Here is a 21,438-nt window from a genome sequence, read left to right as displayed (position 1 = left end):
CCCGGCCACCTGACCGACGTACTCGACACAGAGAAGAGACCCCATGCACCGGGACGAACTCACCCGCTGGGTGGGCGACACGGACGCCTTCCTCGACGGCCACTGGCGGTCCGCGCCCGCCGTCTTCCGGCCCGGCACCGGAAGCGGCACCGGCACCGCCGCCGGACCCGCCGCCCCGCTCTCCCTGGAGGAGATCGACGCCGCCGTCGCGGGCGGCCTGCTGCGCGTGCCGCACCTCGAACTCGCCCGGGCCGGCAACCCGGTGCACTCCTCCCGCTACACCCGGTCCCGCACCGTCGCCGGCGTCACCACCCCCGGCTACGCCGATCCGCACCGGGTACGGGAGCTGCTCGCCGAGGGCGCCACGCTGGTGCTGCGCAACGTCGAGCACTGGCACCCGGCCACGCGGGCGCTGACCCGCCGCCTGGAGGGCGAACTCGGCCGCCGCGTCGAGGCGTTCTTCTTCGTCACCCCGCCGGGGGCACAGGGCCTGGACCTGCACCGCGACGACGCCGACGTACTGCTGCTCCAGGGCACCGGCAGCAAGCACTGGACGGTGCGCGGCGGCCCCGCCGGCCCCGACTGGAGTCCCGGCGAGGTCGCCGACGCCGGCCCTGCCCTGCTCTCGGACACCCTGCGCCCCGGGGAGGTGCTGTACATCCCGAGGGGCTTCGCCCACGAGGCGGTGGGCGGCGAGGGGCTCTCCTCGCACCTCTCGCTCACGATCCGGGAGGCGGGCACGCAGCAGCTGTTCGCCTCGTTGCAGCGGCTGCTGCTGGACGGCCTGCCGCTGCCGGCCCGCCCGCTGGACGACGACGCCCTGCACGCGGCCGCCGAGCTGCTGCTGGAGCGGTTCCGGACACGGCTGCCGGAGCTGACCGCCGAAGCCCTCCTGGACCACGCGCGCCGGGCGCAGCTCGCCGAGGGCGCGGTGCCCGGGCTCGGCGCGGACCCGGGGATCGCGGCGCTGGCCGCACGGCTCGACGCGCCCCGGGACCGGGCGGCGAACGCCGCGTGACCGGCGCCGCCGAGGCCCTGCTCGGCACACCGCAGGCAGGGCGCGCGACACCCGCGCCCGCCCTCGTACCCAAGCCCGAACCCACACCCGCCGCGCCCTCCGGGCTGCGGCTGCTGCTGACGCGGCATCTGCGGCCCCACCGGGGGCGGCTCGTGGCGGGGGCCGGGCTCGGGCTGGCCGGCGGGCTCGCCGGGCTCGCCGAGCCGATGGCCGCCAAGGCCCTCATCGACCGGCTGGTCGCGGGCGGCTCGCCCACCGCCTCCGCGATCGGGCTCGGCGCCCTGGTGCTGGCCTCCGTACTGATCACGGCGGCCGGGTCGTACCTGCTGGAGCGCACCGCCGAGGGCGTGGTCCGCACCACCCGCGAGCGGCTCGCCGCCCGCGTGCTGCGGCTGCCGGTGGCCGACATGGACCGCCAGCGCCCCGGAGACCTGGTCGCCCGGCTGACCTCCGACACCGGCCAGCTGCGGGCGGCGGCCGGGCAGGCCCTCGCGGTCTGCGCCACCTCCACGCTGATGGTGCTCGGGGGCCTCACCGCGATGTTCCTGCTGGACCCGGTGCTGGCGGGCGCCACCGTCGGCGTGATCGGCACCGTCTGCGGGATCGGTTCGCTCACCCTGCCCCGGATCGGCCGGGCGGCCCGCCGCTCCCAGCAGGTCACCGGTGAGCTCGGGGCCGCGCTGGAACGCGCGCTCGGCGCCTTCCGTACCGTCAAGGCGAACGGCCTGGAGCGGCGGGAGACCGAGGCCGCCCGCGAGGCCGCCCACCGGGCCTGGCGCAGCGGGGTGCGGGCCGTCGGCTGGGAGGCCGCCGTCGAGGTCGCCTCCGGGCTCTCCGTACGGCTGGCGTTCCTCACGGTGCTGGGCTTCGGCGGGACCCGGGTGGCGACCGGGCAGATGACCATGTCGGCGCTGGTCGCCTTCCTCTTCTACGTCCTGTTCATCGGCCCGCTGCTCACCCAGCTCGCCGGGAGCGCGGGGCTGGTGCAGCGGGGCTCGGCCGCGGCCCTGCGCATCCACGAGATCGAGTGCCTGGCCATCGAGCCGCTAGCGGACGCAGACGCGGACGCGGAGCCTTCTGCCGAGCCTGCCGCGGCCCCCGCCGCAGTGCCGGCCGCGCCGCTCGCGCTGGAGCTGCGCGACGTCCGTTTCGGGTACCCGGGGCGGGACACCACCGTCCTCGACGGCCTGTCGCTCGACGTCCCGGCGGGCGGGCTCACCGCGCTCGTCGGCCCCTCCGGCGCCGGCAAGAGCACCGTGTTCGCGCTGCTGGAGCGGTTCTACGAGCCCACTTCGGGCCGGATCCTGCTCGACGGCCGCGACGTACGGGACTGGCCGCTGACCGGCCTGCGCGCCACCATCGGGTACGTGGAGCAGGACGCCCCGGTGCTGTCCGGCACCCTGCGGGACAACCTGCTGCGGTCCGCGCCCCGGGCCTCGCCCGAGGAGCTGCGGGCGGTCCTCGCGCTGACCCGGCTGGACGGGCTCGTGGAGCGGCTGCCCGCCGGCCTGGACACCGAGCTCGGGCACCGCGGCACGGCCCTGTCGGGCGGTCAGCGCCAGCGCGTGGCCATCGCGCGCGCCCTGCTGCGCCGGCCCAGGCTGCTGCTGCTCGACGAGGCGACCTCGCAGCTGGACGCCGAGAACGAGCGGGCGCTGCGCGACGCGGTCGCGGACATCGCCCGGGAGACGACGGTCGTGGTGATCGCGCACCGGCTGTCCACCGTCACCGGCGCCCGCCGGATCGTGGTCCTGGAGGACGGGCGGGCGCGCGCGACCGGGACGCACCGGGAGCTGCTCGCCTCGGACGAGCTGTACGGGCGGCTGGTGCGCACCCAGCTGCTGGACCACCGCCCGTGACCTGGACTCCGAGACGTTGATCCGGCGTCGATCCGGGATTGACCCGCGCTTCGGATACTGGTCCCGACCACGCTCTTCCGACGAAGGACTGATCCACATGACCGGTACGCAGAAGCCCACCGCCGCGCCCCCCTCCCGCGTCCGGCGGGCCGCCGCCGCCCTCGTGACGGGCGGCCTGGCCCTGGGTCTCGTACTGGGCGGGGCCGCCGCGGCGAGCGCCGACGTGGCACCGCCGCCCGCGCCGTACGTCGGCACCCAGCTCGGCGACCTGGCACCCCCGCAGGGCCTCGTGGAGGGGAACTGGAACAGCACCGGCTCCTGAGCACCGGGGCTCCTGGGCGCCGGGCCGCGGCGCGGGGCAGCGCGGGGCAGCGCGGGGCGGCGGCTCAGGCGGGCAGCGCCGCCAGGAGTTCCTCGACGTCCGCCACGTCCGGCAGGCCGAGCTTGGCGAACAGCGCCGACGCGCTGAGCAGCCGGCTCCGGGCCTCCTCGGCGCGGCCGCGCTCGGCCAGCGTCCGGCCGAGCACCACCAGCGCGTGCCCGCTGTCCCGGTCGGAGCCGAGGTCGCGGCACAGCGACAGCGCCGCCTCCGCCTGTTCCTGGGCCTCCGCGTGCCGGCCCACCGCGCGCAGCGTGTCGGCCATCCGGTAGCGGGCGTGCGCCACCCGCTGGCGGATCCCGGCGGGCCCGGCGACGGCCAGGCAGTCCCCGTACCGCGCGATCGCCTCCTCGTACCGGCCCGTGGCGTGCAGCGCGAGCCCGAGGACGTACAGGGCGTAACAGATGCCGTGCCGGTCGTCCATCTCCCGCAGCCCCGGCAGTACGGCCTCGCAGGCCGGGACGGCCTCGTGGGCGCGGCCGCTGCGGACCCGGGCGAGGGCCGCGTTGACGGTGGTGGCGTACTCGCCGGAGCGGTGGTCGAGTTCCCGGGCGAGCGCGATGGCCTCGTCGAAGCACGCGATGGCCTCGTCGAAGCGGCGCAGGAACTGTGCGACCAGGCCGAGGTCGTTGAGGGCCTGGCGCAGCACCACGGTGTCGCCGGCCTCGCGGCAGGCCAGTACGGCGAGCCGCGCCTCGGTCTCGGCCTCCGCGAGCCGGGTGTCCTTGAGCGCGATCGTCCCGCACAGGAAGCGGGCCCGCCCCTCGGCCTTGCGGTCGCCGTGCCGGGCGGCGGCCTCGGCGAGGAGCAGGCCGGTGGGGGCGAGCTGGCCGTAGCGGGTGTCCTGGTGGAAGGGGCTCAGGGCGATCAGCAGGTCGATGGCGGCGCGCAGCCGCCCGCGCCAGGCGGGGTGTCCGGGCCGGGCGCAGGCCGCGATCTGCGCGGCCAGCGCGAGGGCGGTCTCCGATTCGGTCAGCGCCCAGATCCGGGCGGGCTCCAGCCCGGCGAAGGACAGCGGTCGCGCGCGCAGCGGGCCGAGCGCCGCCGCGACGGGGTCGCCGGGTACGGCGTGCCGGAACGCGGCGCAGGCGGTGGCGAGGAGGTGGTCGAGGAGCCCGTCGAGGGCGCCCGCCAGCTCGGCCCGGTCGACGCCGACGCCGGCGTCGGCACCGGCACCGGCACCGGCACCGGCTCGGGCTCCGGCACCTGCTCCGGCTCCCGCTCCCGCTCCCGCGCATTGGCGGCCGAAGGTGCGCAGCAGGTCGTGGAAGCGGTACCGGCCGGGCGTCGGGGACTCCAGCATCGCCACGTCCACCAGGGATTCCAGTACCTCCTCCACGTGGAACTCATCGGCCCCCAGGGCCGCCGCGGCGGAGGTCAGGCCGATGCCGGGGCCGTCGAGGCAGGCCAGCACCCGGAAGGCGCGCGCCTGTTCGGCGGAGAGCTGGCGGTAGCCGAGCTCGAAGACGGGGGCGATGGCCAGATCGCCGACGCGCAGCTCGTTGAGTCGGCGGCGCTCGTCGGCCAGCCGGGCGGTGAGCAGGGCGACCGTCCAGCTGGGGCGGGCGGCGAGCCGGGCGGCCACGATCCGGACGGCCAGGGGCAGGAACCCGCAGGTGGCGACGAGCTCGCGGGCGGTTTCGGGTTCGGCGTCCAGCCGGTCGCGGCCGATCACCCGGCCGAACAGCTCCAGCGCCTCGGGGAGCTCGAAGACGTCCAGGTCGGCCTGGTGCCGGGCGGGCAGCCCCGCCAGCCTGGGTCTGCTGGTGACGAGGACGGCGCACCGGCCGGGGCCGGGCAGCAGCGGGCGCACCTGGGCGGCGTCGCGCGCGTTGTCGAGCACGACGAGCATCCGGCGGCCGGCGGTCATCGACCGGAACAGCGCCGCCCGCCCCTCGACGTCGGCGGGCAGGGCATCCGCGGTGACCCCGAGCGCGGCGAGGAAACCGACCAGGACGTGACCGGGGTCGCAGGGGTCGTGGGCGTCGGTGCCGCGCAGGTCGGCGTACAGCTGGCCGTCGGGGAAGAGGTCCCGTACCCGGTCGGCGGTGTGGAGGGCGAGGGCCGTCTTGCCGACTCCGCCCATGCCGGAGATCAGCGCGAGGGCCGGCCCGCTGTCGCCGGCCGGGGTCAGGGCCTCGGCAAGGCGTCGTACGAGGGCGGCCCGGCCGGTGAAGTCACCGGGCGCGCTGGGCGTCTGCGCGGGCACGGGCGGCGCCTCCGGCTCGGGCTCCGGCCCGCCCCCGCCCCCTCCCCCGCCGTCCGCCACGGCGGCGGCAGTGTCCGGCGCGGGCCCGCCGGACAGGGCGACGGGGCCGCCCCGGCGCCCGCCGTCCTCGGCCCCGGCGAGTTCCTGGTCGCCGCTCAGGATGCGCTGGTGCAGCGACAGCAGCTCCGGTCCGGGCTCCAGGCCGATCTCGCTGATCAGCCCCTGGCGGGCGGTACGGAACAGGTTCAGGGCGTCGGCCTGACGGCCCGTCCGGCACAGGGCCCGCATCAGGAGCGCCACGGGCCGCTCCCGCAGCGGGTGTTCGGAGGTCAGCAGCCGCAGGTCGGGCACGGCCGCGGCCTCGCCGCCCGCCTCGATGTCCAGCTCCAGGCGGTCCTCCAGCAGGCGCAGCCGCAGCTCCTCCAGACGGGACCGCTGGCGCTCCGCGTACGGCCCCGGCAGCGCGGCCAGCGGCTCCCCCTGCCACAGCCCGAGCGCCTCCCGCAGCAGCTTCGCGGCTGCCTCGCGCCGCCCCGCGCCCCGCTCGACGGCGGCCCGGGCGGCCAGCTCCTCGGCCTCCTGCACGTCGAGGCACGGCTTCTCCAGCACGAGCCGGTACCCGTCCCCGACGGAGACGAGCACCCCGGGCTCCGCCAGCACCTTCCGCCACCGCCAGGCGTACGTCCGCAGGGTGGTCACGGCCGCGTGCGGCGGCTCCTCACCCCACAGCGCGTCGATGAGCTCCCCGAGCCCGGCCCCGTGCCCGGACCGCAGCAACAGCACCGCCAGCATGGCCTGCTGCTGCGGCGTCCCCGTCCCGAGCCGCTCGTCCCCCCGATAGGCCCGCATCGGCCCCAGCAGCTCGAACCGCACCCCTGCCGTCATTCCGCCCCCTGTAGTCGCCTCCCCCCGCCTCCATCAGGAGGGCCCAAACCCCCCTCGGGTTGCCTGCACCCCCCAACCACTCCCGCTCCGGGGCGCGGTTCCCTGGAGCGCGATCCCCCGCACGTCCGTCAGCCACTGACGCAGGCGCACGCCTCGTGGCGGAAGAATGGCAAGCCCCAGCGTCACCGCCGACTTCTTGAGGAGTTGATCCGATTCGTTGAGGATCAGGAATTCGCGAATCTCATCCGCCAACTGCCGAAGGTCACTTTCCGAGGCACCTGAGACGTAGTCGTCGAGAGCCTCCCCATAAGAGGAGTACTCCAGCGAGGAGTCCTGATGGAAATACGCCGCCAGCAGGTGCTGGAGTCCGGGAAAGCGTTCCCTCCATTCCCATGCGGTGTGAGGAGGCGACTGGGAGGGATTCGCCGGCTCTGCGAGGAACTGACGCAGGTGCCCGCCAATGACGGCGAGGCAGTTCTCCACCGTCTCCCCGCGGGGCGGGTTGATGTGGGGCAAGAGGTCGACGTCATCCGCGATCTCATCGCTGAACAGGCCTGTCTCGATGAGGTCGTCGATTTCGGCCGCTGCCTCGGCGGCGCGTGCGGGATCGCGTGCGGCTTGCCTGAGGTAGGCGCTGAGCGCAACTCCCCTACGCTTCTCTGTGTCATCGAAGACATAACCAGTCTCTTCATAAGAGGACAGGAGCTCACGCAGCTCACGAAAACGGTCGTTCGACGGTGTCACCTGTTGATTTCCTTACTCTTCACTACGGACCCCGGGAGCGGGCAGGCCTGTTCCCACGGTGCGGGATTCGGGCGGCGGTGCCACCACCAGCCGAGCGGCGTCTGCTCTGCGGAGCCGCCGGTCAGCTCTCTGCGGAGACTCCCTGACAGGTCATCCTCCGTCGCAGCGGCAAACCGCCTGTCCAGCTGCTCCAGGGCCTCGTCGAGCAGCTCAGTGACATCACGCGGCAGGTGAGCACCGATTCCGGCCAGCTCGTCACGCGATTCCAGCCGCTCCCGGTAAAGGCCGGCCGGATACCAGCCCGACGGCGCCCACCCGGATTCCATTTGCGTGATGACCCTCTCCCACGCCACCAGGTTGCCCTTCGCGGTCCAGACGGGGCTGCCGGTGCCGTCGTCGAGGGAAAGCCTCGCGAGGCCCGAGGCGGCCTGCCGCACCTTCTCCACCGATTCCGCGAAGGCCCAGGCGACCGGCGTGTCCGGCCGCTGTTCCCGTACGATCTCGGCGAATCTCGTCACGGTCGCCCCGGGCAGCTGCGGCACCGGCGCCTCGACGGCGGTGATCGCGTAAAGGGGAGGCTCGTCGTCGGAGAGTTCGAGCCGGGCCCGGGTGAGAACGCCTTCCGGCGTCACCGCCCAGTAGGCACTGGGCGGTGCTTCCTCAGCGGGAAACAGGACTGTCGTCATGGCGGCCTTCGCGAACCCTGCGGCGAGGTCGGACTCGGGCGGCTGATCAGCGACGCGTTCCTGGGCGTAGACGTCCAGCGACCAGGCCACATCACCTTGAACAGCCCGGTATTCGCACGAGACGGGCGCATCCCAGTTGCGGAGGTCGGGGTCGCCGTCAGTACCCGCCACGTCCACGTCACCCACCGCGATACCGAGGCATCCCGCAAGTGCGAGGGCCACGATCTCGGGGCCGACGGGGTCGACGGTAAGGAGGTTGTACGTCACGGATACGTCCCCTTCTAGATGGCCAGCGCTTTCTCGACGATGCGTCCGAAAGGTTCATCAGGCCAGCCCGTGGACGACCCCGCTGATCGACCTGCGCGATCAGGATGTCGCGGCTGTCGATCACCTCTCCCCTACGGATCATGCACCACCCGCTACACTGACCGCGGTGGCCCGGCCTCACCGCCAGGCCTCCATGCCTCGCCTTCGTAGCTCAGGGGATAGAGCACCGCTCTCCTAAAGCGGGTGTCGCAGGTTCGAATCCTGCCGGGGGCACGTGGTGGAAGACCCTCAGCCGATCTTGGCTGGGGGTCTTTTGACGTCTCTGGCCGTCAGACCGCGGTGGGACAGTCGCGCCATGGGAGACACGCAGGAAGCGGCCGGGGAACGGCTGTTGCAGACGCTTCGGAGCATGAAGGCCTACGACCCTGCGGGCGACTACTACGCGCTGACCCTCGGGGCCAACCGGCGAGGTGGCCTGGTCAGCGCAGACGCACTGGGTGGGCTTCTCCGAGCGGAACCCGCGCTGGGAGATCCGCGCCGCGTGCCTCGTCGACCCCGAATTCATCCGCAAGGCCTGGACCGCCGGAACGCCTTGGTCGGCAGGCAGGTCGCCGAAGACCGGCTGTCCAGCGTGATCGCCCCCAAGGAGTGCGTGCACGACGGCTCGGCCGAGTCCGGCGGATTCGGATACCTCGTCACGCAGCACCTTCCCGACGACGCCGTCGAGCGCCGGGCGCCCACCCGGAAGCTGCGCATGCAGGTCCTCAAGCGGGACGGTTTTCGGTGTGTGGTCTGCGGTCGCAGGGCGAGCGATCACACGGACATCGAGCTGCACCTCCACCACCTCGTGCCCTGGCGGATGGCCGGGCCGACAGCCGAGGAGAACCTGGTCACGCTCTGCGGCACGTGCCACAAGGGCCTGGACCCGGACTTCGAACCGGCGCTGCGGGAGCTCGCGGGCCTGCCCGGCCCGGCCGCGGGCCTGGACATGGACAACGCCGAGTTCGACGAAGAGGTCACCCGCTGTCGCGCGCTCGCCGGGGAGGTGCTCGCGCAGCGCCAAGTGCCCTGAGGCGGTGTGGTTTTATAGCCGGGTACCACGTGGGGCCGTCCACTGAGATGTGGGCCGGGCGGTCGCCGGGCGAGTACCTGTACGTGAAGGACCGGGTCATGGGCGTTGTCGCCACCGACTACGGGTGAGTTCCGCGGTTGTTCTGCTGCCGTCATGCATGCGCAAACACCGCGAGAGGACCGTCACCACGTCATGTCGTTCAACCAAGCCGTCATAGAGGAATTCCGGGCCAACGCCGGCCGGGTCGGCGGGCCCTTCGAAGGGGCCGGGCTCATCCTGCTCACCACCACCGGGGCGCGCTCCGGGCGAGAGCACACCACCCCGCTGGGGCGTCCGCGCGGGCCGGGCGGGCAGGGGATGTACGTCGTCGGGTCCGCCGGCGGCTCCGACCGGCATCCGGACTGGTACCGCAACCTGCTCGCGCGGCCCCTCGTACGGGTGGAGACCGGGACCGAGGTTTACGAGGCCGTGGCGGTGCCCGCCGAGGGGGCGCGGTGGGAGGAGCTGTTCGCGCACATCGTGCGGGAGGAGCCCGGGTACGGGGAATACCAGAGGAAGACCCGGCGCGTGATACCCGTCGTGGAGCTCCAGCGCACCCATGAGGCCGAGGGCGCCGAGGGCGCCGAGGGCGCCGAGGACGGGATCGCGGGCATGCTGACGCGGGTCCACGGGTGGCTGCGGGCACAGATCGCCGAGCTGCTGCGGCTGCCCGCCGGGGAGAGCGCGCCGGTCGGGATGCAGCTGCGCCAGCACTGCCTGGCCTTCTGCCAGACCCTGGAGGCCCACCACACCGGGGAGGACACCGGGCTGTTTCCCTGGCTGGCGGAGCGGCACCCGCAGCTCGCCGGGTTCTTCCGGAGGCTGGAGGAGGAGCACCGGGACATCGAGCGGACGCAGACGCGGATCGCCGGGCTCATCCGTGGCGGCGGTGACCAGGCCGCCGTCCGGGAGGAGTTGGAGGCGCTGAGCCGGGAGCTGCTGGCGCACCTGGACCGCGAGGAGGCCGAGCTCCTGCCGGTGCTGCGGGCGCTGGCGGCGTAGGCCGGGCCGCCGCCGGGGGCCGCCGCCGGGGCCCCGTTCGTCGTACGGGCTCGGGCGCCCGGCCCCGGCGGGAGCCGGTCGGCGGCCTCGGCGTGCGGCTCACGCCCGCTACCCGGGGCCTGGCGCGGGCCGAGGGGCCTCCCGCTCCGGTGGCCCGGGGCCGTCCCCGCCGGCGCGCCCGCGGGGATCGGGGCCGGTCGCTACCGGGCGACGGGCTCGGGCGCCTGACCCGGCGGGAGCCGGTCGGCGGCCTCGGCGTGCGGCTCGCGCCCGCCGCCCGCCGCCAGGCGTGGGCCGCGCCGGGGGCCCGGGGATGGCGTGGGCCGGGGGCGGGCCGCGCCGGGGGCCGGGCCCGGCGTGGGCCGAGGGACGGGCCGCGCCGGGGGACCGGGCGGCGGGCCGCCGGAGCGCGCGGGGGGATCGGGGGCCGGTCGCTGCCGGGCCGGGCCGGGAGGGCGGGAGGGTCAGCTCAGGCCCCTGGTGCGTTCGCCGATGCGGTCACCCTGCGGGGTTCCCGAGCGCTTGAGCTCAGCCTTCGTGTGCGCACCGCCCTTGACCTTGCTCCGCACCGGACCCTCGAAGCCGTGGCCCTGGGCGCGCCGCGCCTGGTTCGACTCCAGCCCCTTCGCGACAGCCGTCCGGAAATCCTGCTTCTGCTCTTTGCTCATCCCGCCGTCAACTCCCTCGGGAAGCACCCAATCGGACTACTGGGATCGTATGCAGATATGCGGACCAATGCACCCGGACCGGACGTAAAGAATTCCGGATCAAGGGCGCCCCGAGGGGCCCACCGTCTGCGTGAGCAGTTCCTCCGGGCAGGGCGTCCCCCGCGGGAGCTGGTACTTCGCCGCCACCCGGTACTCCCCTGGCGCCGGTGCCAGCAGCTCCGTCCACACGTCGCCGTCCACGTCCGGAACCGCCTTGAACAGGCACCCGGCCGTGTTCGGCTGCTTGGCCTGCGGCGGCGCCACCGGCTTGCCCGCCCCGTCCACCAGCCCCAGCCACGGCGAATGCGGGACCCGCACCAGCACCCGCCCGGCCCGCTTCACGTCGATGACCAGCTGGTCCGCGCTCGCCCGCACCACCGTCGCGGGCCCGGAGACCAGGTCCGTCGGCTCGTGGACCTTGAACAGCCGCCAGTTCTTGTCGCCCCACACCTGCTGGAGGTACGGGAGCCCCGCGGCCACCAGCTTCGCCTCCTCCTCGCCGCCCGAGTCGGGTTTGTCGGCGGGCAGCACCACGTAGTGCACGGCCCAGCGGTCCAGCCAGGCCCGGTACGTCGTCGCGCTGAGGGTGTCGTCGTAGAAGAGCGGGTTCCGCTCCAGGTCCGCCTGCCGGTTCCAGCCGCGCGCGAGGTTCACGTACGAGGGGAAGGCCGAGGATTCGCGGTGGCTGCTGGCCGGGACCACCTCGACGCGGCCCCGGTCGGCGCCCGCCTTCTGGAGCTGGTCGACGAGCGGGGCGAGCTCCCGGTTCCAGGCCGCCACCGGCGTGGTGCGGACGATGTCCGTGACGCTGTTGGAGGTGATCCAGACGTTCAGCCCGGCGAAGGCGAGCAGCAGCCCGTACCACTGCCGCGAGCGCGGCCGCGCGTACGGGAGGGCCGCGAGGGCCACGGCCGCCCCGAACAGCATGATCATCCGGGTGACGTTCGAGCCGACCTGGGAATCGATCAGCCAGGTCAGCAGCACCCCGAAGGCGTACACGCCCGAGGCGATCCGGACCGTCTTCCACCCCTTCGGCACCAGGAACAGCAACGCCACCGCGAACACGAACGGCGGCGCGGCCGAGCCCAGCTTCATCGGCTGCGTGCCGGAGAACGGGAACAGCCAGGCCGACAGCCCGACCACCGCCGCCGGCGCCAGCCCCAGCGCGTACGCGCCCGGGCGCCGCCCGCTCAGGAACAGCGCGGCCGCGATCACCCCGAGGAACAGCCCGGCGACCGGACTGGCGGCGGTGGCGAGGGCGGCCAGCGGGGCCGCCACGGCGGCCTTCGCCCAGCGGCGCTCGGCCCACTTGCGGGGCCAGCAGAAGACGGCGGCGACCGCGCCGAGCGCGAACACCACCCCGAGCCCGAAGGTGACCCGGCCCGACAGGGCGTTGCACAGCAGCCCGTACACCCCGGCGAGGGCCGGCCACAGCGGATGCCGCACGACCCCGCGGCAGCGCGTCAGGATCAGCGCGAACAGCCCCGCCGAGAGCGTCCCCGCGATCATCATCGTGGTGCGGACGCCGATCATGTACATCACGTACGGCGAGACCACGCTGTACGAGACCGGGTGCATGCCCCCGTACCAGGCGAGGTTGTACGCCGAGTCGGGGTGGCGGCCGACGAACTCGGCCCAGGCGTCCTGCGCGGCCAGGTCACCGCCGCTGTTGGCGAAGCTGAAGAACCAGGCGACGTGCAGGACCGCGGCGACGGCGGAGGCGACGGCCACCGGATGCCGGTGGGCCCAGCCGAGCGCGCCGCGCGCGCGGCCCCGTATGCCGGCGCCGTCCTCGGGCACGTCGGACCCGGCCGACGGGGCCTCCCCCGGGCCGCGCCCCTGCCTCTGCTGCTCAGCGGTGGTCACTGCCGACGCACACTCCCCAACACCTGACGACTTACGAGAACGAACGAGTCCCTGTTCAAGCCCCTGGACGCGCACCGGCGCCCCGGGGTTGCCCGGGGCGCCGGCCGACGCGGGATCCAGCGGACGCGGGTTTAGCCGACGCGGGTCAGCTTGCTGCCGACGCCCGGTGCGACCAGGTCGCTCTTCAGCGCCACCGGCACCTTCACCTGGCTCGCGCCCTCACCGACGGTCAGCACGCCGACCTCGGTGCCTGCCCTGGCGGTCTGCGGGAGCTTCGCGCCGTCGTCGCCCAGCTTGACCTTGACGGTGAGCGCCGGCCAGCCGACCGCCTCCACGTCGGCGGTCGCGATCACCGGGGTGTGGCCGCCGAGGCCGTTGTCCACGTACCCGACGACATCGCCCTTCTTCACGACGGGCGCGTTCACCAGCATCTTCTGCGTGGCCAGCATGATCTGCCGGCTGGCGTCGATGGCGGTGCCGAGGATCGGCACGCCGTGCTGGCCGAGGACCGCGCCGACGACCAGCTGGTTCGTCTTGCCAACCTTCTTCTCCGCGGCGAAGAGCAGGTTGCCGCCCGCCTTCGTGGTGGAGCCGGTCTTGATGCCGAGCGAGCCGTTGAACGGAATCAGGTCGTTGTAGTTCCGCCAGGACTTGCCGGAGGCGTCGGTCCAGTTGGGCAGCCGGGTGATCGCGATCAGCTCCGGCATCTCGACGATCTTCAGACCGAGCTTGACCTGGTCCTCGGCGGTGCTGACCGTAGTCGCGTCCAGACCCGAGGGGTCCGTGTACGTGGTGTTGGTCATGCCGAGTTCCTTGGCGGCGTCGTTCATCTTCTTGACGAACGCCTCCTGGTCCCCGCCCGCGTCCCAGCGCGCGAGGAGCCGCGCGACGTTGTTGGCGGACGGGATCATGATCGCGGCGAGGGCGTCGTACTCCGAGATCTGCCCGCCCTCCTTGAGCGTGTTGACCGTCGACTCGCCCTCGGACTCCTTCTTGCCGTCTTCGACCGCGGCCTTGTCCACGTCGATCATCGCGCCCTTTTCCCCCTTCTTGAGGGGGTGGCCCTTGAGGATCACGTACGCGGTCATCGCCTTGGCGACACTGCCGATCGCGACGGGCTTCTGCTCGCCGAAGCTGCCGACGGTGCCGAGACCGGCCGCCGCCATGTAGGCCTGGCCCTCCTTCGGCCACGGCATCGCCGGGGCGCCGCCGTCGAAGGTGTACGTCTTCTTCGCGGTCATCGTGAGCTTCGGGTCGGGCAGCGGGCGCACCAGCTGTACTACGGCGAGGATCACGGCGAGGAGGACGACGACCGGGGCGTAGATCTTGAAACGCCGGACGGCGGTCCGCAGGGGGCTCGGCGGCGGGGGCGGGTTGTTCGTCAGGTCCGCGAGCATGTCGAGCGGCGGCTTCGGCGGCAGCGGCTGCTGCGTGGTCCGCTCACCGGGCTCCAGGGACACCCGGGGCGCCGACGCCTGCGGCGGGCGGGGCTCGGCGGGGGCCTTCGGCGCGGCGGTGCCGTCGCCGCGCAGCGGCACGAAGGTGCTGCCGCCGGCCGCCGCGGGCTTCGCGGGCGCGGGCTTGGCGGGCGCGGGCTTGGCGGGCGCGGGCGCCTTGGCCGCCTTGGCCGCTTCGGCCGCCTTGGCCGCTTCGGCCGCCTTGGCCGCGTCCGCGGGCTTGACGGCCCGGAACACCGCGGTCCGCTCGCTGTCCGCGGGCTCGTCACCGGCGGCCGGCTTGGCGGAATCGGAATCCCGCTTCCCGGCGTCGGGAGCGGGCTTGGCCGGAGCAGAAGCGGAAGACTCGGGCTTGGCCTCGGGCTTGGCGTCAGCGGGCTTCGGCGCGCGGAACACGGCCGTGCGCTCGCTGTCCGAAGGCTCCCCGGTGCCGGCCGGCTTCACGACACCGAACGCGGTCGTCCGCTGGTCAGCGGCGGCCGGCTTCGCCGAAGCGGAATCCTTCTTCTCGGCGTCGGACGCGGGCTTGGCCGGAGCAGAAGCGGAGGGCTCCGGCTTGGACTCCGGCTTGGACTCGACAGGCTTCGGCGCGCGGAACACGGCCGTGCGCTCGCTCTCCGCAGGCTCCCCGGTAGCGGGGGGCTTCACGACACCGAACGCGGTCGTCCGCTGATCGGCGGACGCCGGCTTCACCGAAGCGGAATCCCGCTTCCCGGCGTCGGACGCGGGCTTGGCGGAAGCAGAAGCGGAAGGCTCCTCCTTCGGCTCCGGCTTGGGCTCCGGCTTCGACTCCGGCTTGGCCTCGGCCGGCTTCGGCGCGCGGAACACGGCCGTGCGCTCGCTCTCCGCAGGCTCCTCGGTCGCGGCCGGCTTCGCCGGAGCGGAATCCCGCTTCACGGCGCGGAACACCGCCGTGCGCTCCTCCGCGTCATCGGCAGACGGCTTCGACTCCACCCGACCGGGCGACCCGGAACCGGACACGGCCCCGGCGGCTTCCCCTGATTCGGCGTCGGAGTCGGGCTCGGCGTCGGAGTCGGACCCCGCCTCCGAGGCGACCCACGCCGCCACCGCTTCCCGCAACGGGTCAACGGCCTCCGGCTCCGGTTCGGGATCCCGCGGCCGGAACACCGACACCCTCGGGTCGCGCCCCTCCCCCACCGCACCTTCATCTACCGACTTGTCGGGGGACTCGCCCGCCACCAGTTCCTCCTCGATCGACGTCCGGCTGCTGTCCGAACCGTCTAACAGTGTCCCGTCTAGGGGGCATCGCTCACCCGCTAGACGAGAACGACATAGCTGCAGGTTCCCCCACAAAGCGGCCAGGCGCTCTCGACAGATGAATGTGAGAGGCGTCACCCTGTCACTCATCCACGCGGGGAGGCATGGATGGGCAGGAGCCGCAGAACAATTCCGGAGGAGCTTCTGCTGCTCGCTTTGGACCCGACCACGGGAACCACGGCGCAGCCGCAGTCGCTCGACCTCGGCCTGGCCGGGGCACAGCTAGTAGAGCTGGCTCTGGCAGGACGGATAGCCCCTGACGGGGATCGTATCGCCGTGGTGATGCCACGGCCGACAGGAGATCCGACTCTGGACTCCGCACTGGAACTGCTGCGCAGACGCGGCAGCCCGGTTCGGGCCGTCCACTGGATCGGCGGACCCCGGCTGGGGCTCCGCCAGATTTACCTCGCTCACCTTGAGCGCTGCGGCATGGTGCATGCCGTCGCGGGACAGATGTGCGGGGTGTTGCCGACGACTCGCTACCAGGCGACCGACACGGCGATCAGCCGGGAGATCCGTGCCCGGCTCGACAGTGCGATCCGCACCGGCGTACCGCCGGACCCGCGGACCGCGGCGCTCGCCGCACTGGCCCACGCGGTCGGACTCGGCAAGCACCTGTACCCCGGCAACGAGGGGCGCTCGTCCAGGTCCCGGCTGCGGGACCTGATCCGGCACGACCCGATGGGCGGTCTCGTGGCGCACGCCGTCATGGACGTCCAGAACGGTGTGGCGGCGCAGCCACGCCGCGACCGCGCACCGGCGGCCCCGCCGGCCGCCCGGGCGACGGCGAGCGGCGTTCCGCTGCAACCCCGCCGCACGGGTGCGATGGCCCGCGCGGCCGCGCACTGATCCGCACGCCGGGGAACACCCCGGTCCGCCGGCAGCACCCGAACAGCAGTGCCGGCACCACTCGCCCGACCGCCTGCCACACCCCTTGACCCGTCGGCAGGCGCCATGCACGACCGCACCGCCAGTACCGCCAGTACCGCCAGTACCGCACCGAGGTCCCCCAAGATCCGGTCGCGGAACCGCCAGCGCGCGGGGTGACGAGGCCGGTTCGCCGGCCGCGCCACCCCGCGCGTCCGCTTTTCCCGGCCGTTCTCCGGCGCCACCTGGCCCTTCGGTGGCAGTCTGCTGAACATCAGACACGCAGAGAGAACGACAAGAAGGCGGAGGTGCCGTTCAAGTGGCGTCCAATGTCAATCCCACCGTCCGACGCCGCCGACTGGGCATGGAGCTGCGCAAGCTCCGCGAAGACAAGGGCATGACGGCCGAGCAGGTCGCCGAGCGGCTCCTCGTCTCCCAGTCGAAGATCAGCCGACTTGAGAACGGCCGCCGTTCCATCAGCCAGCGCGACGTCCGCGACCTGTGCGACGTGTACGAGGTCGAGGACCGCCGGCTGGTCGACTCCCTCATGCAGATGGCCAAGGACTCCCGCCAGCAGGGCTGGTGGCACGCCTTCGGCGACATCCCGTACAGCGTCTACATCGGCCTGGAGACGGACGCCGCCAGCCTGCGCACGTACGAGCCCCTGGTGATCCCAGGCCTGCTCCAGACCCCGGAGTACGCCCAGGCCCTGGTCCGCGGCGCGTGGCCCGAAACCGCCCCGGCCGATGTGGACAAGCGCGTCCAGGTCCGCATGCACCGCCAGAAGCGGCTCTCGGAGACCGACAACAACAACCCGGAACTCGGGCCGCTGCGCCTGTGGGCGGTCATCGACGAGGCGGCGCTGCGCCGGCACGTGGGTGACGCCCAACTGATGATCCGGCAGCTGGAGTACCTGATAGAGCAGTCGGAACAGCCGCACGTCACGGTGCAGGTGATGCCGTTCGCGATGGGGGCGCACCCCGGCGTGAACGGCCAGTACGCGATCCTGGAGTTCCCGGACGCCTCGGACTCGACGGTGGTCTACATCGAGGGCGTGACGAGCGATCTGTACCTGGAGAAGGCCAACGACGTCCAGAAGTACAGCGTGATGTACGAGCACCTGCGCGCTCAGGCCCTCAACGTCGACCAGACCCGGCAGTTCATCTCGGGGATCATCGATCACTACGCGGGCAAGGAGCAGTAAAACCGGAGGAATCCGGCCAGGCGGGCGAGGAGGGCCGTACGGTACACCGTCGATCCCCGGCCACAGAAGACCTGAATGGAATATGCCACTCGGTCGGGTGAACGCCTCCTTCACCTGCCGAGTGCGGCGGGTAGCGTCGATCACGTCGGCCGGGGAAGTGGCTGGCACGTCACCGGAACTACTCGCTGAACCGGAGAGAAACATGGCTATTCGTCAGGGCGCCACGGAAATCTGGACCAAGTCCTCCTACTCCGCGAACGGTGCCTGCGTCGAGGTCAAGTCCCCCGTCATGGAGGCCATCGCGGTGCGCGACTCGAAGGCGCAGGACGGCCCGTCCCTCACCTTCGCGCCGGGCTCCTGGACCTCCTTCGTCACCGACGTCACCGAGGGCCGGCTGGGACGTCTCGTCTGAACGTCGAGGCGAACATCCCAGCCATCGCACCACGCAGCACCCGCAGTACCCGCACTATCCGCAGCACCCGCAGCACCCGCAGCACCCGCAGTACTGACTGGAGCCCTCTCGTCCGGCCCGCCGTCCTGGCCGAGGGGGCTCGGCCATGCCCGGGCGGCCGGAGGCAGGTCACCTCCCGCCGCTACCTCCGCAGCTGGTCCACGTACCGGTCCGTCCCCGGCACCGTCGGGATGAACGGGGCCACCAGCTCCACCCGCCCCAGCCCCGCCCCGGCGACCTCCGCGTCCAGCCCCTCGAAGCGGTCCCAGCAGGTGCGCGGGTCGGCCTCCAGGAACCAGAGCAGGGTCAGCCGGGTGTCGACCCCCTCGACCTGCTTCACGTAGGTCATCCGGTCTCCCGGCAGCGGCGTCGGCCGGAACGCCGTCACCATCGCCGCCGCGGAGCCCGCCAGCCGCTTCGGCAGGGCCCGCGAGCGCAGCCAGTCCAGCAGCTCCGCCCGCTGCTCGGGCCCGTCGGCGTCGACGACTTGGAGCACGAGCCCGGCGTACGGGTGGTCGAGGGCGTGGAAGTCCCGGGGGCCGGCGGCGCCGTCGCGGTAGACCGTCGCCACGTGGTCCTGGAAGGCCGTGAAGACGTGCGTACGGCCCTGGTAGACGCGGCCGTCGCGGCCCAGCCGCTTGTTGATCCCGACGGTCCACTTCATGTGCTCGTCGTAGCGGCCCTCGGTCACCCAGTACGTGGAGAGGTAGCACCCGGCGCCGACCGGCTGCGCGACCGCCGACTTCTCGGGGTAGCGCAGCTCCTGGAGTTCCCGGGTCGCCACCCAGCGGCGCCCGGCGTACATCCAGGGCATGGCCATCGCCCCGGCGTAGTAGTGGTCGTCCTCGTACCAGCGGTTGTACGCGTACTCGTGGCCCGGGTGCGGCTCGACCATGGTGATCAGCGCGTGGCCGGGCCTGACCCCGTACGGCCCCACGGCCGCGAGCTCGGCGTACGCGTCGGCGCGGGTGCTGCCTTCCCGCCCTGCTGTCTCTTCTATCGCCATGGGACCGGTGTATCTGATGCCGCGTCACTTGGGGAGGGGGCGGACCGGCCGGGCCCCACTTCCTTCCGCCCGCGGGCCCGCCGCTAATGTGCCTCGCACATCACACTCAGGGGGGAAGCGCTTGATGCGCACTGCACTTCTGCGCGGGCTGACCGCAGGGCTCGGCCTCGCGATGAGCGGCCTCGGTCTGGCCGCCACCACGGCGACTCCCGCCCAGGCCGCACCGGCCAAGTACGAAGACTGCCCCACCGGCTACTTCTGCGCCTGGACGAACGACAACGCCACCGGGCCCATGCTCAAGGTCAAGACGGACCAGCCGACTCTGGGCGCGTTCGACAACAAGATCCGGGCCACGAGCAATCGCACCGACAGGATCGCGTGCCTCTACTCGGAGCCGAACTACGGTTACGGCTCCTACTGGGCGGACCAGCCCAACGGCCCCGGCGGCGGCTCGTCCGGCCCCGCCGAGAGCGACAAGAGCTCGATCAAGTTCGTGCTCACCGACCGCGAGTGCGGCCTGAACGCCTACCCGAACTGGTACTCCGAGGTCTCGCCCGCCAAGGCCGGCTTCGGCGACCTCAACAACGACCGGCGCGCCGACGTCCTCGTACGCGACGAGGTCGGCCGGCTCTGGTTCCTGCCCGGCGACGGCACCGGCAAGCAGGTCGGCACCGGCTGGAACGCCATGAGCACCCTGACCCGGCACGGCGACTTCACCGGGGACGGCAAGGAGGACCTCCTCGCGCGCGAGGCGTCCACCGGCAAGCTGTGGGCCTACCCCGGACGGGGCGACGGCGGGTTCGACGACCGCCGGCTCATCGGCGCCAGCGGCTGGAACGGGATGTCGCTGATCACCGCGTTCGGCGACCTCACGCGCGACGGCCGCAGCGACCTGGTCGCCCGCGAGACCTCCACCGGCAAGCTCTGGCTCTACCCGGGCACCGCCTCGGGCGGCCTGGCCGACCGGATCCTGATCGGCCGCAGCGGCTGGGGCGTCATGGACGCCCTCATCGGCTCGGGCGACATGAACGGCGACGGACGCCCCGACCTGCTCGCCCGCGAGGCCTCGACCGGCAAGCTCTGGCTCTACCCGGGCACCGCCTCGGGCGGCCTGGCCGACCGGATCCTGACGGGCCGCAGCGGCTGGGGCGTGATGGGGACCTTCATCGCGGTCGGCGACTACTCGGGCGACGGCGTCAACGACCTCGCGACGATCACCAACGACAAGTACACGGCCGACGGCTGGTCGAGCCCGGGCCACTGGGGCTGGCTCCTGAGCTACGAGGGCCAGGGCAACGGCTACGTGAAGGACCACCGCCAGGTCGACGGCGACTGGTACCGCCTCAACGGGGCGTTCTAGGGGGCACGGGGCGGGCGGGCGGGTCGGGGTAGGGCTGTGCGGGATCCACTCGGGACGGGATGGAACCGTACTGGGGACTTCCCGCCAGTCTCACTGTCCTTCCGGTTCGGTCCGCCCTGTCAAGGGCGCTCCCTCCGGTCGCGTCGCTTCGCGATGGCCTCCGGCCACCCTTGACAGCCCGGCCCGCCCCGGAACGCCAATAAGCCTGCCGGGAACCCCCCAAAGAAACGGTCAGGGGGAAACATGACCACCGAGCCGCACCAAAACGCCTGAGCGGGCGCCCTGCCCAGCGGAGACCGCCGCCCTCCGGGCGGAAACCCTCCCGGACCTGCACCACACGGCATCCAGATTGACCAAGCCAGCGGTCAGGCGCCCCAGATCGCTACCCGCCTGCTTCTCGGCTTAGCGGCTGCGGCCCGGCCGTGGCTGGACATAAGCCGCCCACGATCGCTACCCGCCTGCCTCTCGGCTTGGCGGCTGCGGCCCGTCTGTGGCTGGACATAAGCCGCCCACGACCGAAACCCCGGTGCGGACCGGCTGGCGGCCGCAGGTAGTCGGATGGTGTGGCCTGAGGCGGTCGGATGCGTCATTTCATGCAGGTTGGAGGCCATCGGACCTCCAGAGACCCCAATCCCACCCCAACCCTGTCCGGATTGCGGCGGTTTGGTGGGTGGGTGTGGGCTGTCGGGTCGCCCTGACTGCAATCCAGGCTGATCTCTTCGTCTTCTGGCTACAAGAAGCCACCAACAAGCCGCAGCCGCTTGAGATGAGGAGCATGCCGGGGCCGTGGGCGGCTTATGTCCAGCCACGGCCGGTCCGCAGCCGCTGAGCCGAGTGGCAGGCGGGTAGCGATCTGATGCGCGGTGGGTTCCCTTCGCTGCGCTCGGGGCCCTCTGGGGCGCCGCCCCAGACCCCGCGCCTCAAACGCCGGCGAGGCTGGAAAGCGGGGTGGCGAGGAGGGTTTCCGCCCGGAGGGCGGCGGTCTCCGCTGGGCAGGGCCCCCGCTCAGGCGTCTCAGTGCGGCTCGGTGGTCATGGTCCCCCCTGACCGTTCTTTGGGGGGTTCCCGACAGTCTTTGGCAT

16 protein-coding genes and 1 tRNA gene are annotated in these 21,438 nt (G+C 72.9%); 10 read left to right on the top strand and 7 right to left on the bottom strand.

The window, feature by feature from the left end; all coding sequences use genetic code 11:
- Window positions 1-43: 43 nt before the first annotated feature.
- The 3 genes from IE248_RS29145 to IE248_RS29135 all read left to right on the top strand — a co-directional run bounded on the left by IE248_RS29145 (window position 44) and on the right by IE248_RS29135 (window position 3,199).
- Window positions 44-1,018 (top strand): JmjC domain-containing protein, encoded by a 975-nt coding sequence (locus IE248_RS29145; RefSeq protein ID WP_190032156.1) that lies wholly within the window; start codon window positions 44-46, stop codon window positions 1,016-1,018.
- Entirely contained in the window at window positions 1,015-2,877 is a 1,863-nt protein-coding gene (locus IE248_RS29140) for an ABC transporter ATP-binding protein (protein WP_229895601.1), read from the top strand. Before IE248_RS29145 ends, IE248_RS29140 begins: the two co-directional genes overlap by 4 nt.
- A 97-nt stretch (window positions 2,878-2,974) precedes the next feature.
- Window positions 2,975-3,199, top strand: coding sequence for a hypothetical protein (locus IE248_RS29135; protein ID WP_073799535.1), 225 nt, complete (start codon window positions 2,975-2,977; stop codon window positions 3,197-3,199).
- 64 nt (window positions 3,200-3,263) lie between these two features.
- Here the strand turns inward: IE248_RS29135 and IE248_RS29130 are convergent, their stop codons facing one another.
- The 3 genes from IE248_RS29130 to IE248_RS29120 are packed head-to-tail and all read right to left on the bottom strand — an operon-like array spanning window position 3,264 to window position 8,047.
- On the bottom strand, window positions 3,264-6,350 hold the full coding sequence (locus IE248_RS29130; protein WP_229895600.1) for an AfsR/SARP family transcriptional regulator: 3,087 nt from the start codon (window positions 6,348-6,350) through the stop codon (window positions 3,264-3,266).
- A 33-nt stretch (window positions 6,351-6,383) separates the two neighbouring features.
- Window positions 6,384-7,094 carry a contact-dependent growth inhibition system immunity protein gene (locus tag IE248_RS29125; RefSeq protein ID WP_190032155.1) on the bottom strand — a complete coding sequence of 237 codons (711 nt, stop codon included), beginning with the start codon at window positions 7,092-7,094 and terminating at the stop codon, window positions 6,384-6,386.
- Window positions 7,091-8,047: a hypothetical protein gene (locus IE248_RS29120; RefSeq protein WP_190032154.1), complete on the bottom strand. Its 957-nt coding sequence runs from the start codon at window positions 8,045-8,047 to the stop codon at window positions 7,091-7,093. Before IE248_RS29120 ends, IE248_RS29125 begins: the two co-directional genes overlap by 4 nt.
- A 200-nt stretch (window positions 8,048-8,247) precedes the next feature.
- Here IE248_RS29120 and IE248_RS29115 point away from each other — a divergent pair.
- The 3 genes from IE248_RS29115 to IE248_RS29105 all read left to right on the top strand — a co-directional run bounded on the left by IE248_RS29115 (window position 8,248) and on the right by IE248_RS29105 (window position 10,160).
- Window positions 8,248-8,320, top strand: a tRNA-Arg gene (locus IE248_RS29115).
- 82 nt (window positions 8,321-8,402) lie between these two features.
- On the top strand, window positions 8,403-9,119 hold the full coding sequence (locus tag IE248_RS37710; protein WP_229895599.1) for an HNH endonuclease: 717 nt from the start codon (window positions 8,403-8,405) through the stop codon (window positions 9,117-9,119).
- 192 nt (window positions 9,120-9,311) lie between these two features.
- Window positions 9,312-10,160, top strand: coding sequence for a nitroreductase/quinone reductase family protein (locus IE248_RS29105; RefSeq protein ID WP_229895598.1), 849 nt, complete (start codon window positions 9,312-9,314; stop codon window positions 10,158-10,160).
- Window positions 10,161-10,624: 464 nt separating this feature from the next.
- On the opposite strand, the gene IE248_RS29100 is transcribed toward IE248_RS29105, so the two are convergent.
- The 3 genes from IE248_RS29100 to IE248_RS29090 all read right to left on the bottom strand — a co-directional run bounded on the left by IE248_RS29100 (window position 10,625) and on the right by IE248_RS29090 (window position 15,390).
- Window positions 10,625-10,828 carry a hypothetical protein gene (locus tag IE248_RS29100; RefSeq protein ID WP_229895597.1) on the bottom strand — a complete coding sequence of 68 codons (204 nt, stop codon included), beginning with the start codon at window positions 10,826-10,828 and terminating at the stop codon, window positions 10,625-10,627.
- Between the two features lie 99 nt (window positions 10,829-10,927).
- The gene (locus tag IE248_RS29095; RefSeq protein ID WP_373301652.1) at window positions 10,928-12,733 is read right to left on the bottom strand and encodes a DUF8823 domain-containing protein; all 1,806 of its coding nucleotides are present in this window, start codon (window positions 12,731-12,733) and stop codon (window positions 10,928-10,930) included.
- Window positions 12,734-12,864: 131 nt separating this feature from the next.
- A complete protein-coding gene (locus IE248_RS29090; protein WP_190032152.1) occupies window positions 12,865-15,390 on the bottom strand; it encodes a hypothetical protein in 2,526 nt (841 codons plus the stop codon).
- Between the two features lie 186 nt (window positions 15,391-15,576).
- Here IE248_RS29090 and IE248_RS29085 point away from each other — a divergent pair, with 186 nt between their 5' ends.
- From IE248_RS29085 to IE248_RS29075, 3 genes are all read left to right on the top strand, one after another.
- The gene (locus IE248_RS29085) at window positions 15,577-16,317 is read left to right on the top strand and encodes a GOLPH3/VPS74 family protein (protein WP_073774551.1); all 741 of its coding nucleotides are present in this window, start codon (window positions 15,577-15,579) and stop codon (window positions 16,315-16,317) included.
- Window positions 16,318-16,654: 337 nt separating this feature from the next.
- A complete protein-coding gene (locus IE248_RS29080) occupies window positions 16,655-17,539 on the top strand; it encodes a helix-turn-helix domain-containing protein (protein WP_008740679.1) in 885 nt (294 codons plus the stop codon).
- A gap of 202 nt (window positions 17,540-17,741) precedes the next feature.
- Entirely contained in the window at window positions 17,742-17,951 is a 210-nt protein-coding gene (locus IE248_RS29075) for a DUF397 domain-containing protein (protein WP_008740680.1), read from the top strand.
- 181 nt (window positions 17,952-18,132) lie between these two features.
- On the opposite strand, the gene IE248_RS29070 is transcribed toward IE248_RS29075, so the two are convergent.
- Window positions 18,133-18,996: a hypothetical protein gene (locus IE248_RS29070; protein WP_100582918.1), complete on the bottom strand. Its 864-nt coding sequence runs from the start codon at window positions 18,994-18,996 to the stop codon at window positions 18,133-18,135.
- Window positions 18,997-19,120: 124 nt separating this feature from the next.
- Here IE248_RS29070 and IE248_RS29065 point away from each other — a divergent pair, with 124 nt between their 5' ends.
- Window positions 19,121-20,356: an FG-GAP-like repeat-containing protein gene (locus tag IE248_RS29065; protein WP_190032151.1), complete on the top strand. Its 1,236-nt coding sequence runs from the start codon at window positions 19,121-19,123 to the stop codon at window positions 20,354-20,356.
- Window positions 20,357-21,438: the final 1,082 nt, after the last annotated feature.

This window comes from Streptomyces goshikiensis, from assembly GCF_014650555.1.
Classification (GTDB): Bacteria; Actinomycetota; Actinomycetes; order Streptomycetales; family Streptomycetaceae; genus Streptomyces; species Streptomyces goshikiensis.
Note: the sequence above shows the minus strand (reverse complement) of the source record. Positions and strands in the feature narration are given on the sequence as shown.

Coding starts and splice junctions, on each gene's coding strand:
- IE248_RS29145 (WP_190032156.1), top strand. CDS start 44: ATGCACCGGGACGAACTCACCCGCTGGGTGGGCGACACGGACGCCTTC.
- IE248_RS29135 (WP_073799535.1), top strand. CDS start 2,975: ATGACCGGTACGCAGAAGCCCACCGCCGCGCCCCCCTCCCGCGTCCGG.
- IE248_RS29130 (WP_229895600.1), bottom strand. CDS start 6,350: ATGACGGCAGGGGTGCGGTTCGAGCTGCTGGGGCCGATGCGGGCCTAT.
- IE248_RS37710 (WP_229895599.1), top strand. CDS start 8,403: ATGGGAGACACGCAGGAAGCGGCCGGGGAACGGCTGTTGCAGACGCTT.
- IE248_RS29105 (WP_229895598.1), top strand. CDS start 9,312: ATGTCGTTCAACCAAGCCGTCATAGAGGAATTCCGGGCCAACGCCGGC.
- IE248_RS29100 (WP_229895597.1), bottom strand. CDS start 10,828: ATGAGCAAAGAGCAGAAGCAGGATTTCCGGACGGCTGTCGCGAAGGGG.
- IE248_RS29085 (WP_073774551.1), top strand. CDS start 15,577: ATGGGCAGGAGCCGCAGAACAATTCCGGAGGAGCTTCTGCTGCTCGCT.
- IE248_RS29075 (WP_008740680.1), top strand. CDS start 17,742: ATGGCTATTCGTCAGGGCGCCACGGAAATCTGGACCAAGTCCTCCTAC.
- IE248_RS29070 (WP_100582918.1), bottom strand. CDS start 18,996: ATGGCGATAGAAGAGACAGCAGGGCGGGAAGGCAGCACCCGCGCCGAC.
- IE248_RS29065 (WP_190032151.1), top strand. CDS start 19,121: ATGCGCACTGCACTTCTGCGCGGGCTGACCGCAGGGCTCGGCCTCGCG.